Origin of the sequence: Brucella pseudogrignonensis (assembly GCF_032190615.1) — a bacterium.
Lineage (GTDB): Bacteria > Pseudomonadota > Alphaproteobacteria > Rhizobiales > Rhizobiaceae > Brucella > Brucella pseudogrignonensis_B.
This window is the reverse complement of sequence record NZ_JAVLAT010000002.1, coordinates 853,495-867,394: the sequence shown is the minus strand read 5'-3', so window position 1 is coordinate 867,394 and position 13,900 is coordinate 853,495. Positions and strand designations below refer to the sequence as shown.

Here is a 13,900-nt window from a genome sequence, read left to right as displayed (position 1 = left end):
AGGAGTAACGCCGATGCGTCAAACACTATACCGCTTGAGTGCCTTGGCACTGATTGCAGGAGCATTCGTCATGACTGAACCAACTCTGCCGGGCCAGAACATCGCAGCCTACGCACAGACATCACTTATTCAGGCTGCAAGCGCTGGCGATTTGTCCGCTGTAAAAGATGCAATCACAGCAGGAGCCGATATAGAAGCACGTGGCCAGGCTGGTGAAACTGCGCTTTTGGCTGCGACCCATGCCAATCATATTGATGTAGCCCGTGCGCTTATCGAAGCCGGTGCTGATGTAAATGCCAAGGATGCGATCAAGGACAGCCCTTATCTTTACGCAGGCGCACGCGGACATCTGGAAATACTAAAACTCACGCTTACGCACGGTGCTGACCTTAAAAGCACCAATCGCTATGGCGGCACGGCACTTATCCCGGCCTCAGAACGGGGTCATGTTGAAACCGTCCGCACGCTGATTGAAGCAGGTGTCAAGGTTGATCACGTCAACAATCTTGGATGGACCGCTTTGCTTGAAGCCATAATTCTCGGCGATGGCGGTCAGCGCCACGTCGATATTGTGAAGTTGCTGATTGATGCAGGTGCTGACGTGAATCTCGCGGACAATGATGGTGTTACGCCATTGCAGCATGCGCGAGCACGTGGGTTTTCCACTATGGTTGCGATGCTTGAGAAAGCGGGCGGCAAATGAGCAACGACCAGGAGTTTTTGCAAAAGGCAATCGCACTTGCATTTGACAATGTCGACCTCGGTGGTCGCCCTTTTGGAGCCGTTGTCGTAAAGGATGACAAGATTATCTCCATCGGCGTCAATCGTATGCAGGCCGATTGCGATCCGACTGCCCATGCGGAACTTCTCGCATTGCGCGCGGCAGGCAAGGTTTTGCAGTCGCCTCGGCTGGATGATTGCAGCGTTTATGCGAGCGGCCAACCCTGCCCTATGTGTTTCGCTGCAATGCGGATGTCAGGCATCAATAAAATCATATTTGCTTATTCCAACGAGCAGGCAGAACCATTCGGCCTTTCGACAGCAAAAATTGCCAAGGAACTGGCCAAGCCAGTGACAGAACAAACTGGCGTTCATTTTGAACACTGTCCGCCAGACGATGATGCAGCACTTTATCGGCGCTGGCAGGAAAAGAAGACATAAAAGACTGAATTCATCATGCAGACCCAGCAAGCCAATGGCGGCACGCAAGCCGCTCCCATAGCCCTTATCGTCCTCGTCGTTCTGATTGGCCTTAATCTCAGACCATTCCTGACGGCCCCGGGGCCCGTGCTTTCCGATATTGTCACAGATACGGGAATGGGCTTTGGCATGTTGTCTCTGCTCACATTCCTTCCCATGATGCTGATGGGACTTGGCGCATTCATCGCCCCACGCATTCAATCGATCATCGGCACGCGCCGCAGCATGTTCGCAGCACTCATCATTCTTGCATTGGGTTCTGTTTTGCGGGGCTTCGTGCCAGATGGTTTTTCTCTGGTGCTTACGGCTGTTTTGTGTGGTGCAGGCGTTGCTATGATACAGGCGCTGATGCCCGGCCTGATCAAAGCAAATTTCCCAGCAAGCATTGCGGCTGTTACAGGCCTTTATTCTGCAATGATCATGGGCGGCGGGGCGCTTGGTGCCCGGCTGACACCCTGGCTTGCAGGCTCTGATCATAACTGGCGTTTTGCGCTGGCAGTTCTCGCAATTCCTGCACTTCTTGCGCTGCTGACGGCTATCCCCATTCTTAAAGAAACGGCATCTTCTGATTCCAAATCCGGAATCACCGGAAAGCTGCTCCGTCGCCCACGAACATGGGTGCTGATGGCAGCTTTTGGCCTCGTCAATGCAGGCTATTCATCCATGGTGGCCTGGCTTGCGCCCTACTATCAATCATTGGGCATGGAAGCGGCAGAAACCGGCAATCTGGTTGCTGTCATGGCCATAGCGCAGGCTTTGTCGGCCTTTGGCCTGCCGTTGCTTGCACGACATAGCGTTGATCGTCGCCCTCGGCTTCTCCTGACACTGGCGATGCAAGCGACAGGCTTTGCTGGTCTGGCTTTTGCACCGCAGCTCTCGCCTTATTTCTGGTCCGCGATCTGCGGCGCAGGTCTTGGTGGCAGCTTTGCGCTCGCCATGATTACCTCGCTTGATCATCTGCCCAAGCCTCAAGAAGCAGGTGCTCTGGCCGCGATGATGCAAGGCGGCGGCTTTCTGATCGCAGCGCTGGGCCCAGTGGCAACGGCATTGCTACACAATTTAACCGGCACCTTTGCATCCGGCTGGATCATGCATCTGGTTTTGGTGGCAAGCATCTGTCCACTCTATCTGAGCTTTAATCCGCGCCATTACGCGCATGTGATGAATCTGGCGCTTCCTGCCGAAAATGGCACACAATAGCGTTACCTAAGGCGATAAAGCGGGGTTTATCTATGTTCTGCGGGCAATTCTGAGCTAGATGACTTGTTGTCCCTTCCTTGAGGGTCGAGCTTGCTTGAAATTCCGCATGACTGGTCAATTGAATGAAGCACGAAGCAGTTATAGAGCCGAACAAGTCCACAATTCAGGACGGTTTGCCCAAGCCACGAATTTATTGGGCCTGGGCGACCCTTATGGTTGGCCTCACACTGGCTGTTATCGATGGCACGATTGCCAATGTCGCGCTTCCAACCATTGCAGCGGATTTCTCAGCAGGACCGGCCGCTTCTATCTGGATCGTCAACGGATATCAGCTCGCCATCGTTATCACTCTGCTGCCATTCGCAGCTTTGGGCGAAATTTATAGCTATCGCCGTGTCTACTTGCTCGGCGTATCGCTGTTTACACTCGCATCAATCGCCTGTGTTTTTGCGCGGTCGCTTGAAGCGCTCACAATCGCACGCGTTATACAAGGCTTTGGTGCGGCAGGCCTGATGAGCGTTAACGCTGCCTTGCTGCGCTATACGGTGCCCCAGGCAAAGCTTGGGACCGCTATCGGTTTGAATGCGCTTTTCGTGGCACTCTCCTCGACCATAGGGCCAACGCTGGCAGGCGTCATTTTGCATTCGCTGACATGGCCCTGGCTCTTTGTCATCAATATTCCACTCGGCGTTCTGGCGGTCATTATGGGACTGAAAAGCCTGCCCTATAACGAACTCTCATCACGTCGGTTCGATTATCTGAGCGCTATCCTCACTGCCTTCACGCTCGGCCTGCTGATTACGGTCATTGATAGTGCAGGTAATGGCGTCAGCTCGACATTTCTGGCCTTGCAGGCAATTGGCTGTGTCGTGGCAGCAACATGGCTCATACGACGCTCAATGCTGACAACTAACCCATTGCTGCCGCTCGATCTTCTGCGTATCCCAGTGTTCAGCCTGTCGCTGTGCACCTCCATCATGTCCTTTCTCGCACAGATGATGGCATTCATATCGCTGCCATTTCTATTTCAGAATATCTATGGTTTCCAGCCCATTGAAGTTGGGTTTCTGATGATGCCCTGGCCGATTGCACTGGCCATCGTTGCGCCGCTATCCGGTAAATTCTCGGACAAATATTCACCTGCCACACTGGGTTTGGTTGGGCTGGTGTTCTTCGCTGCCGGGCTTGCACTGGTCGGAACGCTGCCAGAACAACCGTCCGTGGTCGATATCTGCTGGCGCATGGCGATTTGCGGAATCGGGTTCGGCTTTTTTCAGGCTCCGAACAATCGCATGATTATAACCTCGGCCCCACGCGCAAGAAGTGGCGCTGCAAGCGGTATGCTTGGAACGGCCCGCCTTCTCGGACAGTCGCTCGGCGCTGCACTGGTTGCCTTCCTGCTCTCGCATTGGGGCATCAATAACATTCCAAGCATCCTGCTTGTTGCTGCTGGATTTGCGGCTTTTGCCTCGATCATCAGCATTTCGCGCCGCAAGCGATGAGCTCAGAGGATGATTTTGTTGCGTCTCAAACGCGAAAATCCACAAGCCTGTGAATCTTTTCAAATTTTTTTAAAAACGCATAAAATTCCCTATTGCATTCCGGAATCCATTGGTTCATATACCGCCTGCCTAACGGAAACGACTTCTCTCTCAGAGAAGACTGGCGCGAGCGGGTGTAGCTCAGGGGTAGAGCACAACCTTGCCAAGGTTGGGGTCGAGGGTTCGAATCCCTTCGCCCGCTCCAGTTTTTCCGATTGGTTTAGGCATCAAAATCCCGGCTTCGTCCGGGATTTTTGCTTTTGGAGGATTATTTAAAATCCCAGTAAATTCCGATCGTTAAATCTGATTCATTACGTTTCTGAGAAAATTTCACGCATGATTCTTGTTTGAAGCTGAATCGTGTCCAAGCCTCGAAATTTGAATTCCAGGACACGATCCTTCAGCATGCATTAGAATGCAGTTTATACTTCTACAAATTCAAGCACCGTCCCGTTGGTATTTTCTGGCAAAACTGCAATGCCAGCAGAAGTGTTGACGTAAGCGAGATCATTATCATCCAGCACCTTGCGTACCGTATCTAAGGCGCTAACCCGAATGCGAAGTGCTGCAAACGCACCGGACGGCGTCTTGCTAAAATCAACATCTGGATAGAGCTTCTGTGCCTGAGCGGATGTAAGCACCGAGATATCAGCTGAGTTCGGCCCCGTTGAAACAGTCCACTCTCCGCTACTCTCCGTTGCCTTGCCATCGGCATAAAGCCTTGCAAAACCTTCGGCGGACTTTGCCGGATCAGCGGAAATTGCAATAATTGCCGCCAGCCCATTTGCACCATTCGCATGCTTAAGCAATTCAGGTACCCAAACGGTATCCCGTGTCTTATGCTGACACATAAAGACCATACCCTGTGGCACTTCACCCTCAGCAAACGAAACGGTCTCAAATGCTGCGACACCTTTGCTGCCATCTGGCAACTCAACTGGGCGAGAGAACTTACCCACTTCACCTGTTTGGATGCCCAATGCAGCGAGTTCTGACTTCGCCTGCTGCGCATTTTCGATACGGCATGCAATTGCATGCAGTCCCTCGCCTTGCGCGCTCAGCTTCTCACGCTGATGCAGGTTGCCTTCTGTTTCAGCGACAATGCCGAGAAGTTCAAAATAATCATCCGGGAACATGATTGTATAATTGCCCGTACCCTTTTCTTTGCTGTGAAGTCCACGAGGGCTCAACGTGAAGCCAAGACGTCGATATTGCTCAGCACTTTTATCCAGATCGTTGACCAGAAGAAAAACGTGATCGACACCTTTAACAGGATGAGACATGCAAAGAGTTCCTTTCGCGTGATCGATTCAGCTATTTGAGTTCAGCTGCTTGGGTGGGCTATTCTGGTGAGATAGTGCATGACGAGTTTTCAAGTTCAAGCTAACAAAGAAAGAATTGTTATTAAGCCGAGGCTTTAGGCGTCGATTTTTCAAGAAAATTAGGATTATTTTTCGCAGAGTCCGCCTTGAGAGCCACCCAGTAGCAATTTCCACCCTTAGAAACGCAGAAAATTGAAACTTATTAACACCCCCTATCCGGTATATTTTACCAATATTGGAGTGAATATTAGTTTATCTTGACAATATCGCAGCAAATTCTAGCATAGCAGTGCTTGTGTGAATTATTTGCACTTTGAGGCAGCTTTTTGAGCTATTTCAAGGGCTTGAACAATATTGGGCATTGCGGGAAAAGAGGCTTGAAAGCCCTCCCTCAACGTCCTTCAGGGGAACATAGAATGCATATCAGAAAAGCCGGCCTTGGCCTGTTTCTCGCTGCCTTTTCGCTCGCATCGGCGTCCTCCCACGCCGAGGAAGTGAAGCGCGGTGGTTCGGTCATTGTACATATGAATACCGAACAGGGTGTCCTTAATCCAGCCTTGCGTGCCTCAACCGGGGTGTACCAGATCACCGGCCGTATTATGGAGCCGCTTATTGACCGCACCTATGAAGGCTATGTGCCTGTGCTGGCAACAAGCTGGACGTCATCGGACGATGGTAAGGCAATCACTTTCAAGTTGCGCGAGAATGTTCGCTGGCATGACGGCCAGCCATTTACCTGTGACGACGTTTCGTTCAGCGCGATGAACCTCTGGAAGAAGCTGTTGAACTATTCAACAACCCTTCAGGCAAACTTGGAGTCGGTTGATTGCACCGATCCGCATACCGCCGTTTTCAACTATTCCAAGCCAATGCCACTGGAGCTTCTGGTTGCTGCGATGCCGGATCTTGGCCATCCGGTGCCGAAGCATCTTTATGAAGGCACCGATATTCTCAAGAACAAGTATAATTCGGCACCTGTTGGCACCGGACCATTCAAGTTTGTGGAATATGAGCGTGGCCAGCATATTATTGCCGAGCGTAATGACGACTATTGGCGCGGCAAGGAATATCCTTATCTTGACCGCGTGATCTGGCGCTTTATGCCGGACAAAGCTGCAGCGGCAGCGGCGCTTGAATCAGGTGAAATAATGGAAACAGCCTTCAATGGCATTTCCATGTCAGATACCGAGCGGCTGCAAAAAGATGGTCGCTTTGATACCGGCACAAAGGGTTTTGAAAACAACGTCGCGCACTCGACTGTTGAATTCAACCTGCGCAATCCAATCCTCGCCAATCTGAAAGTGCGGCAGGCTATTTATCACGCGCTCGACATTGATTTTGCGATCAAGAACATCATGCGTGGTTATGCAAAGCCGGGCCGTGGACCGATCCCAAGCTCTGGTGGCGCAAACTACACGGATGACGTGCAGACTTATCCGTATGATGTTGAAAAAGCCAAGCAGCTGCTCGATGAAGCTGGTTATCCCGCTGGCCCTGATGGCATTCGCTTCAAGCTGCGCCATCGTCCGGCTCCATGGGGCGAATATACCCAGCTCTGGGCAGAATATTATGCACAGGCTTTGAAAGAAGTTGGCATTGACGTTGAGCTTCTGACCAACGACGCGCCGGGCTTCCTCAATGGCGTCTATCGCGATCACGATTTCGACACGGCAAGCGGCTGGCATCAGTTCCGCTCCGACCCTGCTGTATCGACAACCGTCTGGCTGCGTTCCGGCGCACCTGTTGGCACGGCGTGGTCAAACCAGTTCGACTACAAATCCGATGAAATGGATCAGCTGATTGATCAGGCTGCTTCCGAACTTGATCCGGCAAAACGCGCCGAGCTCTATCATCAAATTCAAAAGCTTGAGATGAAAGATCTTCCCGTCATCTTTGCAATTGAACATCCGTTTGTCGGCGTCACCAACAAGGCATTGAAGAACCATCACAATACCCCACGTTGGGATTCTTCAAGCTGGTACGATCTCTGGATTGATCAATAGTCCCGATCAGGCTGTTGCCGGAACCCCGGCAACAGCTTTCCACGTCCCACAATAAAGCTGCTTCAAATATCTTTGCAGGATAGCCCGCAATGTCCTTGCCCCCGATCCTGAGTTTTGCGCTTCGGCGCATCTTACAGGCAATACCCGTCATTCTTCTTATAATGGTCGGCTCTTTCCTCCTGATCAAACTTGCGCCCGGCGATACCGTCGACGCTCTTGTTGGTGATATGGGTGGCGCCGATCCGCAATTCGTTGCAAATTTACGTGCGGAATATGGCCTCGATCAGCAGATCTGGGTGCAGCTGTGGCTTTATATGACCAAGCTCGCACAGTTCGATTTCGGCTGGTCCTATGTCTACGAACAGCCTGTGCTTGATGTTCTTCTGAACCGTCTGGTGCCGACGCTGTTGCTGATGTTGTCCTCGCTCACAGTTGCTTTTGTTTTCGGCATTGCGCTTGGCGCCTTTGCGGCACGCCGGGCCTATTCGCTGACCGATAATGCTATCTCGACACTTGGCCTCATTTGCTATGCAATGCCGAGCTTCTTCCTCAGCCTCATTCTGATGTTTGTATTTTCTGTCAAACTCGGCTGGTTGCCGGTGGGCGGTTACAAAACGATTGGTGGCTTTTACTCAGGTTGGAAAAACGTCTGGGACATTGCCGTCCACATGGTGATGCCAACGACGGCGCTTTCGCTGATTTATGTTGCTTTCTATATGCGCCTGATGCGGACAAGCGTTCTGGAAGTTGAAGACCTTGATTATGTGCGCACAGCTCGTGCAAAGGGCGCAAGCGGTGCACGCCTGATGTTCCACCATATCATGCGCAATGCATTCCTCCCGGTTGTGACCCTGCTGGGGCTTCAGTTCTCGACGGTGCTAGGCGGCTCGGTGGTGATAGAGACGATTTTCTCGCTGCCCGGTCTTGGCCAACTTGCCTACACATCGGTCATCAAGCGCGACCTCAACACTTTGATGGGCATCATTTTTCTGTGCTCGATATTGGTGGTGATCGTCAACTTCATCACTGATCTTATCTATGCGCGGCTTGATTCCAGGATTGAACTGTCATGACAATTCAGGACGTCTCCCTCCCTCGCCCTCAGGCTTCCCGCGCTCGCATTCTGTGGCAACGTTTCAGCCGCAACCGCGCCGCGGTGCTAGGGCTTATTCTCTTTATTGTCGTCGTGCTGATAGCCGTTTTTGCAGACGTCATTGCACCCGGCGATCCTTTGCGCCGAGCTGGCAATCCTCTGACGTGGCCTTTCGTCAATGCAGCAACACCGCTTGGCACCGACCAGCTCGGACGCGATATTATGGCTGGCATCGTCCACGGTGCGCGTATTTCGTTGCTGATTGGTGTGGTCGCAACCATGATATCGATAGCCATCGGAATTATCATTGGCGCACTGGCGGGCTTTTATGGTGGATGGGTTGATGACACCTTGATGCGCGTCACAGAAGCCTTCCAGACAATTCCAAGCTTTGTCCTGCTGCTGGCACTGGTTGCGATTTTCGGCTCTTCAATCGAAAACATCATCATCTGCATCGGCATCGTTTCATGGACTGCACCAGCACGCATGGTTCGCGCTGAGTTTCTCGCACTGCGCAAACGCGAATTTGTCGATGCTGCGCGTAATCTCGGCGTTGGTAATCTATCGATTATCTTCCGTGAAATTTTGCCAAATGCTCTGCCGCCTGTGATTGTCTTTGCCTCGGTTGTCATGGCAACCGCAATTCTGATGGAAAGCGCCCTCGCCTTTCTCGGACTTGGCGATCCCAATTATGCAAGTTGGGGCAATATGATTGGTCAGGGTCGTGCGGTGCTACGTAGCGACTGGTTCTGCTCAGTTATTCCCGGCATCGCCATTCTGCTCACCGTGCTTTCCTTCAGCCTGCTTGGCGAAGGCCTGAACGACGCGCTCAATCCAAGGCAGAAAAAGAAATGACTGCGGCTCCCGTTCTCGAAATCCAGAACCTGCAAATTGCGCTGCCCAAGGGCGCCGATCGTCCTTTTGCATTGCAAGACCTGACACTCACCATCAAGCCGGGTGAAATTGTCTGCCTTGTGGGTGAAAGCGGTTCCGGTAAATCGCTTTCGGCAGGCGCCATCATGCGTCTGCTACCCGAACCACATGTGCGTGTGACCAATGGCAGTATTAAGCTGGAAGGCACCGACCTTTATTCGCTCAGCGAAACGGACATGAAGAAGCTGCGCGGCAACCGCATCGGCATGATTTTTCAGGAGCCGATGACAGCGCTTAATCCGCAGAAAACGGTTGGCTGGCAGATCGACGAAGTGTTGCGATTGCATACCAAGCTCAGCCGCAAAGAACGGTACGCTGCGGTTATCGATATGCTGAACGAGGTGAAGATCCCTGACCCCGAGTCAGCCTACAACGCCTATCCGCATCAGATTTCCGGTGGCCAGCGCCAGCGCGTCATGATTGCCATGGCGCTTATTCTAAAACCTCGCCTGATCATCGCCGATGAACCAACGACTGCACTTGATGTCACGACACAGGCGCAAATCCTCAAGCTCATCCGCGACCTTCAACGCGAACATAACACCGGCATTCTTTTCATCACCCATGATTTCGGCGTGGTGGCAGAGATTGCCGATCGCGTTGCGGTCTTGCGGCTCGGAGAGCTGGTTGAAGAAGGCCCAGCCAATGAGGTGCTCAACCACCCTCAGCATCCTTACACGAAGGCGCTAATCGCATCCGTTCCGGCCTTAACGCCTCCAGCGATCAAAGCATCCGTTGAAAGTCAGCCGGTTATTCTCAAAGCTGAGAACCTGCGCAAGACATTCAAAGCGCAAGGCGGACTTTTCAGTGGCAAGCGAAGTGCTGTACCTGCGGTCAAAGACCTGTCTTTTATATTGCGTCAGGGCGAAACACTCGGCGTTGTGGGCGAAAGCGGATCGGGGAAAACCACTGTTTCTCGGATTGTCACGCGCCTTCTCGAGGCCGATAGCGGCAAAGTCGATGTGAATGGTCGCGACTTTCTAAGCGCGAGTGCGCGTGAAGTGCGCTCTATGCGCAAAGACATTCAGATGGTTTTCCAAGACCCTATGGCGTCGCTCAACCCGCGCCGACGTGTTGTAGATCTCATCGCGCAAGGCCCGATTGTCCACGGCGTGCCGAAAAAGCAGGCTCATGCCAAAGCACGTGAACTGCTTGAGCTGGTCGAGCTTTCTCCTGCTGCAGCTGACCGCTTTCCGCATGAGTTTTCGGGTGGTCAGCGCCAGCGTATCGGCATCGCTCGGGCACTTGCCCTTGAGCCGCGTATTATCGTGGCTGACGAGCCGGTTTCCGCACTCGATGTCTCGGTTCAGGCACAAGTACTGCGCCTGCTTGCTGATCTGCGTGAACGGCTCAACCTCTCGCTGCTGTTTGTAACGCATGATTTGCGCGTCGCTGCCCAGCTTTGTGATCGCATTATCGTCATGTCGAGAGGCGAAATCGCGGAAGCCGGGCCAACGGCAGATGTCTTCGCCAATCCACAACACCAATATACCCAGCGTCTGCTTGCTTCCATTCCCGGCAAAGACTGGACGCCACCCCGCTTCAACAGCGCAGATTGAAAACGGCTGATACTATGCAACATATCCAGTTCCCTCCATCCATTTGGGCTGCAACCGCACCGTCCCGCATACCGGCCGCGCCATTGAGCAGCGACACAGAAGCGGATGTTGCAATCGTCGGCGGTGGTTTCACAGGTCTTTCGGCAGCACTGCATCTCGCAAAGCGCGGTAAGCGCGTTATTCTGCTTGAGGCCAATGCTGTTGGTTGGGGCGCATCGGGTCGGAACAACGGACAAGTCATTCCAACCATGACAGCGGCTGAACCGGATGCCATTGCCAAACGCTATGGCGATGCCGGTGAACGCTTTGCAAAGCTGATTGGCAACAGTGCTAACACGCTGTTTTCTATTGTTCGCGATGAGAAAATCGAAGCTGAAGCCGAACAAACAGGCTGGTTTCAGCCAGCACATTCTCCGGGCCGCGTTAAACTTTCTCAAGCCCGCGTCGAAGCATGGAAGCGCTTTGGTTTCCCTGCAGAATATCTCGACAGCGCTTCCACATCACAGCTCTTGGGCAGTGATTTCTGGTATGGCGGCATGTTCAACCCGACAGGCGGTCACATCAACCCGCTGGCTTTGGCGCGTGGTCTGGCAGCGGCAGCCGAACGTCATGGCGCGACCGTCCATGAGCAAAGCCCGGTTACTTCTTTTGAACGTAAGGGCGATCATTGGGAAGTACGCACCGCCAATGCAACCGTTCGTGCAAAAGGATTTCTGCTGGCGACCAACGCCTATACCGGCGAAATAAAGGAAAGCCTTGCCCCACGTCTGGCACGGACAATCGTGCCGGTGTTGTCGTGGCAAATGGCAACAGCACCGCTGAGTGATAATCTCCACGCGATGATCCTTCCGGGTCGTCAGGCTGTTTCCGATACCCGCGGCGATCTCCGTTTTTTCCGTTACGACGCACGTAATCGTCTTATCACCGGCGGCGTGGTTATGGGCAACTACAACGTTGCAGAACGTGTAAAGCAAAAGGCTGCGCGCAATCTGGCAGAGGCTTTCCCAGCACTTGGTCAGCCGGAAATGACGCATGTCTGGAGCGGCTACATCGGCATGACATGGGACCGTTTCCCACGTGTTCATCAGCTTGGGACCAATGGTTGGGCATGGATCGGCTGCAATGGTCGTGGCGTTGCGCTCGGCACCGCAATGGGCCGGGAATTTGCACGCGCGCTTGATGGTGAACCATTGCAAGAACTCGCACTTCCGGTTTCTGAACCTGCACCACTGCCGTTCCACTCAATGGCACGAAAGATTGCACCTTTCTATCTCGCATGGCTGCGGCGCAAGGACCTTACGGAACCGAATTTATAAATCAGACTGTCAAACATTCATGCGAAAGGTAGATCCATGAATCAATTGCCAATTCTCGAACGACGCCGCATCGAGGCTCTCGTTCTCAAAAATGTCTATGAGGTTCTTCGTGAGCGGTCAGGCGAAGAAGAAGCTCAGGCAGCAATCGGCGAAGCGGTAACACGCTCGGCGATAGATCAGGGTAAAGTGTTTGCGGAAGAGCTTGGCCGCACGCCAGACTTGCAGGACTTTGCCGATATTCTGCCACTCTGGACAAAAGACAATGCGTTGGAAATCGAAGTTCTTTCGCAGGGCAAAGACCACTTCGATTTCAATGTGAAGCGTTGCCGCTATTCTGAAATGTATCGCGACATGGGGTTAGGCCATATCGGGCATCTGCTCTCGTGTAATCGCGATGGTGATTTCTGCATCGGCTATAATCCGGAAATGAAGCTTGAGCGCACACAGACGATCATGAAGGGCGCAAGCCATTGCGATTTCCGCTACAGCCTTGAGACGAAAGAACAAGGAGCCTGAAATGCCGGTTGAAAACTGGACCTCGAACCAGCTTGACGAACTCATCGCCTTCCGCCGTGATCTGCATGAAAATCCGGAACTCCTTTATGACGTCAATCGCACCGCTGAAAAGGTGGCAGAAGCGTTACGCGCAGCTGGACTTGATGAAGTCGTAACAGGCATTGGCCGCACAGGCGTTGTCGGCGTCATTCGCGGTCAAACCAACAAATCAGGCCGCGCAATTGCTCTGCGTGCTGACATGGACGCACTGCCGATCCTCGAAGAAACCGGTGCCGAATGGTCATCCAAAGTACCGGGCAAGATGCATGCCTGCGGACATGATGGCCATACGACCATGCTTTTGGGTGCAGCGCGTGAACTGGTCAAAAGCCGCGCTTTCGATGGCACAGTCATCGTCATCTTCCAGCCTGCTGAAGAAGGCGGCGCTGGTGCGAAAGCAATGATCGACGATGGACTGTTCAAGCGCTGGCCGGTCAACGAAGTTTACGGCATGCACAATCGTCCGAACCTCGAAGTTGGCAATTTCACGATCAATTCCGGCCCGATCATGGGTTCGGTCGATGTATTGGATATTACAATTGATGGTGTGGGTGGCCATGCGGCCTCCCCGCACCATACGATTGATCCAATCCCTGTAACGGCAGCACTCATTCAGGCTATCCAAACGCTAAGTGCACGCACCATCGACCCGCTCGATTCTGCGGTGATCTCCATCACCACGATTCATGGTGGCGATGCGTTTAACGTCATTCCACAGTCGATCAAACTGACCGGAACTGTGCGTACCTTGCGTGAAGAGGTCCGCAATCATATCGAAGAAAAACTATCGCGTGCGGTACAAGGCATTGCTGATGCGTTTGGCGCAAAGGCGACGCTCGATTATCAGCGCAATTATCCGGTGACCGTCAATCACGAGCATGAAACGGAACTGGCAGCGCTTGCCGCAGAAGCTGTTTCCGGCGCTGATCGCGTAACCCGCGATATGCCTGCAACGCTTGGTGGTGAGGATTTCGCGTTCATGCTCAACGAAGTACCGGGCGCGATGATCAACATCGGCAATGGCCCAAGCGCCAATCTGCACCACCCCAAATACGACTTCAACGACGATGTCATTGCCTGGGGCTGCTCTTACTGGACGACTTTGGTCAAGCAGAGGCTTCCAGTCTGACTGTCAAATACACTACAAATAAAAAAGCCGCCCTTATTTTTGAGGGCGG

General features: G+C 52.9%; 12 protein-coding genes and 1 tRNA gene. 12 read left to right on the top strand and 1 reads right to left on the bottom strand.

What is annotated here, in order from left to right:
• Positions 1–13 precede the first annotated feature (13 nt).
• The 5 genes from RI570_RS15385 (at position 14) to RI570_RS15365 (ending at position 4,146) form a co-directional block, all read left to right on the top strand.
• Entirely contained in the window at positions 14–703 is a 690-nt protein-coding gene (locus tag RI570_RS15385; RefSeq protein ID WP_313829444.1) for an ankyrin repeat domain-containing protein, read from the top strand.
• Positions 700–1,161 (top strand): nucleoside deaminase, encoded by a 462-nt coding sequence (locus RI570_RS15380; RefSeq protein WP_313829442.1) that lies wholly within the window; start codon positions 700–702, stop codon positions 1,159–1,161. The genes RI570_RS15385 and RI570_RS15380 overlap by 4 nt, the downstream gene beginning before the upstream one ends.
• A gap of 15 nt (positions 1,162–1,176) precedes the next feature.
• Positions 1,177–2,400, top strand: a complete 1,224-nt coding sequence (locus RI570_RS15375) for a cyanate transporter (protein ID WP_313829440.1) — start codon at positions 1,177–1,179, stop codon at positions 2,398–2,400.
• Between the two features lie 122 nt (positions 2,401–2,522).
• Complete coding sequence (locus RI570_RS15370; protein ID WP_313829439.1) at positions 2,523–3,902, top strand: MFS transporter; 1,380 nt, start codon at positions 2,523–2,525, stop codon at positions 3,900–3,902.
• Positions 3,903–4,071: 169 nt separating this feature from the next.
• Positions 4,072–4,146: transfer RNA gene (locus RI570_RS15365), tRNA-Gly, on the top strand.
• Positions 4,147–4,363: 217 nt separating this feature from the next.
• On the opposite strand, the gene RI570_RS15360 is transcribed toward RI570_RS15365, so the two are convergent.
• Positions 4,364–5,224, bottom strand: coding sequence for a VOC family protein (locus RI570_RS15360; RefSeq protein ID WP_313829438.1), 861 nt, complete (start codon positions 5,222–5,224; stop codon positions 4,364–4,366).
• A gap of 455 nt (positions 5,225–5,679) precedes the next feature.
• Between RI570_RS15360 and RI570_RS15355 the strand changes: the two genes are divergently transcribed.
• The 7 genes from RI570_RS15355 to RI570_RS15325 all read left to right on the top strand — a co-directional run bounded on the left by RI570_RS15355 (position 5,680) and on the right by RI570_RS15325 (position 13,851).
• The gene (locus tag RI570_RS15355; protein ID WP_313829437.1) at positions 5,680–7,266 is read left to right on the top strand and encodes an ABC transporter substrate-binding protein; all 1,587 of its coding nucleotides are present in this window, start codon (positions 5,680–5,682) and stop codon (positions 7,264–7,266) included.
• 89 nt (positions 7,267–7,355) lie between these two features.
• Entirely contained in the window at positions 7,356–8,339 is a 984-nt protein-coding gene (locus tag RI570_RS15350; RefSeq protein ID WP_313829435.1) for an ABC transporter permease, read from the top strand.
• Entirely contained in the window at positions 8,336–9,214 is an 879-nt protein-coding gene (locus RI570_RS15345; protein ID WP_313829434.1) for an ABC transporter permease, read from the top strand. Before RI570_RS15350 ends, RI570_RS15345 begins: the two co-directional genes overlap by 4 nt.
• Positions 9,211–10,851, top strand: a complete 1,641-nt coding sequence (locus RI570_RS15340) for an ABC transporter ATP-binding protein (RefSeq protein ID WP_313829432.1) — start codon at positions 9,211–9,213, stop codon at positions 10,849–10,851. Before RI570_RS15345 ends, RI570_RS15340 begins: the two co-directional genes overlap by 4 nt.
• A 14-nt stretch (positions 10,852–10,865) precedes the next feature.
• Entirely contained in the window at positions 10,866–12,167 is a 1,302-nt protein-coding gene (locus tag RI570_RS15335) for an FAD-binding oxidoreductase (protein ID WP_313829430.1), read from the top strand.
• A 36-nt stretch (positions 12,168–12,203) separates the two neighbouring features.
• The gene (locus RI570_RS15330) at positions 12,204–12,683 is read left to right on the top strand and encodes an L-2-amino-thiazoline-4-carboxylic acid hydrolase (protein ID WP_313829428.1); all 480 of its coding nucleotides are present in this window, start codon (positions 12,204–12,206) and stop codon (positions 12,681–12,683) included.
• A 1-nt stretch (position 12,684) separates the two neighbouring features.
• The gene (locus RI570_RS15325) at positions 12,685–13,851 is read left to right on the top strand and encodes a M20 aminoacylase family protein (RefSeq protein ID WP_313829427.1); all 1,167 of its coding nucleotides are present in this window, start codon (positions 12,685–12,687) and stop codon (positions 13,849–13,851) included.
• Positions 13,852–13,900: the final 49 nt, after the last annotated feature.

What these genes read in the sequence shown, in the direction of transcription:
- RI570_RS15385 (WP_313829444.1), top strand. Translation starts at nt 14, where the DNA reads ATGCGTCAAACACTATACCGCTTGAGTGCCTTGGCACTGATTGCAGGA.
- RI570_RS15380 (WP_313829442.1), top strand. Translation starts at nt 700, where the DNA reads ATGAGCAACGACCAGGAGTTTTTGCAAAAGGCAATCGCACTTGCATTT.
- RI570_RS15375 (WP_313829440.1), top strand. Translation starts at nt 1,177, where the DNA reads ATGCAGACCCAGCAAGCCAATGGCGGCACGCAAGCCGCTCCCATAGCC.
- RI570_RS15370 (WP_313829439.1), top strand. Translation starts at nt 2,523, where the DNA reads ATGAAGCACGAAGCAGTTATAGAGCCGAACAAGTCCACAATTCAGGAC.
- RI570_RS15360 (WP_313829438.1), bottom strand. Translation starts at nt 5,224, where the DNA reads ATGTCTCATCCTGTTAAAGGTGTCGATCACGTTTTTCTTCTGGTCAAC.
- RI570_RS15355 (WP_313829437.1), top strand. Translation starts at nt 5,680, where the DNA reads ATGCATATCAGAAAAGCCGGCCTTGGCCTGTTTCTCGCTGCCTTTTCG.
- RI570_RS15350 (WP_313829435.1), top strand. Translation starts at nt 7,356, where the DNA reads ATGTCCTTGCCCCCGATCCTGAGTTTTGCGCTTCGGCGCATCTTACAG.
- RI570_RS15345 (WP_313829434.1), top strand. Translation starts at nt 8,336, where the DNA reads ATGACAATTCAGGACGTCTCCCTCCCTCGCCCTCAGGCTTCCCGCGCT.
- RI570_RS15340 (WP_313829432.1), top strand. Translation starts at nt 9,211, where the DNA reads ATGACTGCGGCTCCCGTTCTCGAAATCCAGAACCTGCAAATTGCGCTG.
- RI570_RS15335 (WP_313829430.1), top strand. Translation starts at nt 10,866, where the DNA reads ATGCAACATATCCAGTTCCCTCCATCCATTTGGGCTGCAACCGCACCG.
- RI570_RS15330 (WP_313829428.1), top strand. Translation starts at nt 12,204, where the DNA reads ATGAATCAATTGCCAATTCTCGAACGACGCCGCATCGAGGCTCTCGTT.
- RI570_RS15325 (WP_313829427.1), top strand. Translation starts at nt 12,685, where the DNA reads ATGCCGGTTGAAAACTGGACCTCGAACCAGCTTGACGAACTCATCGCC.